The following is a 3,777-nucleotide window of genomic DNA, read 5'->3' as shown; positions in this document are numbered from 1 at the left end:
GACGGTCCAGCAGAAACAACAGGAAAACGTTTTTGTACAAATTCGGTTTCAATCTTATTCATTCCAAAAAAATAATTATGATAACTAAATCATGAACACGAATAAAGGTTTACTCATAAATATACCATATTCCAATAAAAAAAATATTATATACATATGAAATATCCAGTAGAAAAAACCGAAGCCCAATGGAAAATGGAGCTTGGCGAAGAAAAATATAGAATCCTTCGACAAAAAGGAACAGAATCCCCACACTCTGGAACTTATAACCTTCATGCCGAAAACGGGACTTATGTTTGCGGTGGATGCAAAGAACCGCTATTTGAAAGCAATTCAAAATTTAATGCACATTGTGGCTGGCCATCTTTCGACGAATCAATTCCAGGAAAAGTACAATATATAAAAGACAACACACATGGCATGATTCGTACCGAAATTGTATGTGCTAATTGTGGAGGACATTTAGGTCATGTTTTCAATGATGGTCCAACAAAAACTGGTGTAAGATATTGTGTAAATTCTCTTTCTGTTGACTTTAAATAATCAAAAATTGTAATTCTTGGTATTTTTTATTAATTTGCATAAAAATTAACCCCATATTTAGAATGACCAAGATTACAAGATTATTCGACTTTCCTTATTACCAACTAGATAAACAAAATTTACTTGATGCTCTTGTCACAAAGCAAGATGGAGTTTGGGTAAAAACTTCGACGCAAGAATATATTGATAAAGCAAATACCATTTCGAGGGCATTACTTCGAATGGGAATTCAAAAAAACGATAAAATTGCCATAATATCAACCAATAATAGAACCGAATGGAATATTATGGATATTGGAATTTTGCAAACTGGTGCACAAAATATACCAATTTATCCAACAATTTCAGAAGATGATTATGAATATATATTGAATCATTCAGGTGCTATTTATTGTTTTGTTTCGGATGAAGAAGTATTGAGAAAAGTAAATTTAATTAAGCATAATGTTCCCAACTTAAAAGATATTTTTTCTTTCAACGAAATCAAAGGGTGTAAAAATTGGAAAGAATTACTTGTTCTTGGAGAAGATCAAATCAATCAAAATCTTGTTGAAGAAAGGAAAAACAACGTAAAAGCCGAAGATTTAGCTACCATAATATATACTTCTGGAACAACAGGAAAACCAAAAGGAGTTATGCTCTCTCATAAAAACATAGTCTCCAATGTCTTGGATAGTGCTTCGAGAATTCCTTTTGAAAAAGGAAAAAGTCGAGCAATGAGCTTCTTGCCTATTTGCCATATTTTCGAAAGAATGATTTTGTATTTATATCAATATTATGGAGTTTCAATATATTTTGGAGAATCAATTGATAAAATAAGTGACAATATAAATGAAGTTAAACCAACTGTAATGACAGTCGTGCCAAGACTTCTTGAAAAAGTATATGACAAGATTTATTCAAAAGGGTTGCAACTAACCGGAATTAAAAGAAGATTATTCTTTTGGGCTGTCAATTTAGGACTAAGATATAAACCATACGGAGCCAATGGATTTTGGTATGAAACTCAATTAAAAATAGCAAGAAAACTAATCTTCAGCAAATGGAAAACTGGTTTAGGAGGTAATCTAGATTTAATGGTTTCGGGAAGTGCCGCATTACAACCAAGACTTTCCCGAATTTTTGCCGCTGCTGAAATTCCAGTAATGGAAGGCTATGGTTTAACCGAAACTTCACCCGTGATTGCTGTAAATGATATGAGAAACCACGGTTTTCAAATTGGCACAGTAGGCAAAATTATTGATAACGTAGAAATAAAAATTGCCGAAGACGGAGAAATTCTTTGCAAAGGACCCAATGTAATGATGGGATATTACAAAGACGAAGCTTTGACTAAAGAAGCGATTGTCAGTGGTTATTTTCACACTGGAGATATTGGAGAAATTGACAGTGAAGGCTTCCTTAAAATTACGGATAGAAAGAAGGAAATGTTTAAAACTTCTGGAGGCAAATATATTTCGCCTCAATTATTGGAAAATGCAATGAAGCAATCTCGTTTTATTGAGCAAATAATGGTCATTGGAGATGGACAAAAAATGCCAGCGGCATTCATTCAGCCTAATTTTGAATTTGTTAGAGAATGGGAAAAATTACACGGAATTAGTGTTGGAAAAACTAACGAAGAAATTATTAACAACTCAAAAGTAATTGAACGTATTCAAGAAGAAGTCGATATTTTGAATGAAAAATTTGGAAATTGGGAGAAAATAAAACGATTCGAATTAACTCCAGATATTTGGTCTATTGATGGTGGTCACCTCACGCCTACTCTAAAACTGAGACGAAAAATTGTTATGGAAAAATATATTGATTTATTCCATAAAATATATGGTTAGAATTTTCAATACAATTCTAAAATAAGTCTTATTTAAACTCCTCAAATTTTTGTGGAGTTTTTTTATTCTAAAAATTAAATAAAAAATATTTTTAATTTATTATGCGTGCATAGTATTTTTTTATATATTTGAAATCGATTGCGTAAAATATGAAAGACAAAACGATAGATTACATCCTTCGAGCAACTTGGCAAGCTGTTGCAAGAATGTATAACGAAGAAGCTGCAAAATACGGAGCCACAATGGCAACCGGTTTTGTCCTATTGAGTATCGATAAAGACAACGGAACACCATCTACAACTTTAGGACCAAGGATGGGGATGGAAGCCACTAGCTTAACCAGAACCCTAAAATCAATGGAAGAAAAAGGGCTAATTATTCGGGAAAAAAATCCAGAAGATGGTCGTGGAGTTCTTATCTTTCTTACTGAATTTGGGAAAGAAAAAAGAGAATTATCAAAAAATACTGTTTTGAAGTTTAACGAAACCATTAAAGAACACATTTCCGAAGAAAAACTTCAACATTTTATTGAAACTTCAGAAATCATAAACAATTTAATTACAGAAAAGAAGATTTTTTAGAAGAAAAAGAGAATAGAATATAGAAAATAGATTGTGATTTAATAACTGCAAACTATAAACCATAAACAAAAAACTATAAACAGTTTAAAATGAAAAGAGCTATTAAAAAAGTTGCAGTAATCGGATCCGGAATTATGGGTTCGGGAATTGCTTGTCATTTTGCCAACATTGGGGTCGAAGTACTGCTTTTGGACATTGTTCCAAAAGAACTCACAGAAGCCGAAATCAAGAAAGGATTGACATTAGAAAGCAAAATCGTTCGCAACCGCTTGGTCAACGAACATTTTCAAAATGCTTTAAAATCAAAGCCCTCGCCTATTTATCATCCGAAATTTGCCAGTAGAATTACAACTGGAAATACAACTGATGATTTATCAAAAATTGCTGACGTAGATTGGATTATTGAAGTTGTTGTAGAACGATTGGATATCAAAAAATTGGTATTTGAACAAATAGAAAAATACCGCAAGCCTGGTACTTTAATCACTTCTAATACTTCGGGAATTCCTATTCATTTTATGAGTGAAGGAAGAAGTGATGATTTCCAGAAACACTTTTGTGGAACTCACTTTTTCAATCCAGCTCGTTACTTAAAATTATTCGAAATCATTCCTGGTCCACAAACTTCAACTGAAGTGTTGGACTTCCTTACTATATATGGAGAAAAATTCTTAGGCAAAACTTCGGTCGTTGCCAAAGATACTCCTGCTTTTATTGGCAATAGAATTGGAATTTACGGAATCCAAAGCCTATTCCATTTAGTTAAAGAATTAGGTCTTACAATCGAAGAGGTAGATAAATTAACTGGACCTGTTATT

Annotated in this window: 4 protein-coding genes; all 4 read left to right on the top strand. The window is 32.5% G+C overall.

Going from position 1 to position 3,777, the window contains the following annotated elements; genetic code table 11:
- The first annotated feature begins 156 nt into the window (after positions 1-156).
- A complete protein-coding gene (gene msrB / locus PHC28_RS16830) occupies positions 157-543 on the top strand; it encodes a peptide-methionine (R)-S-oxide reductase MsrB (RefSeq protein WP_300103324.1) in 387 nt (128 codons plus the stop codon).
- Positions 544-605: 62 nt separating this feature from the next.
- Positions 606-2,378 carry a long-chain fatty acid--CoA ligase gene (locus tag PHC28_RS16825; RefSeq protein WP_300103322.1) on the top strand — a complete coding sequence of 591 codons (1,773 nt, stop codon included), beginning with the start codon at positions 606-608 and terminating at the stop codon, positions 2,376-2,378.
- Positions 2,379-2,527: 149 nt separating this feature from the next.
- Positions 2,528-2,959, top strand: coding sequence for a MarR family transcriptional regulator (locus PHC28_RS16820; protein WP_300103320.1), 432 nt, complete (start codon positions 2,528-2,530; stop codon positions 2,957-2,959).
- A gap of 89 nt (positions 2,960-3,048) precedes the next feature.
- Positions 3,049-3,777 (top strand): 3-hydroxyacyl-CoA dehydrogenase family protein (locus PHC28_RS16815; RefSeq protein WP_300103318.1); only part of this gene is annotated, 729 nt, incomplete at its 3' end.

It is taken from the genome of Flavobacterium sp., assembly GCF_028712645.1.
Taxonomy (GTDB): Bacteria; Bacteroidota; Bacteroidia; order Flavobacteriales; family Flavobacteriaceae; genus Flavobacterium.
This window is presented reverse-complemented; position numbering and strand designations above follow the sequence as displayed.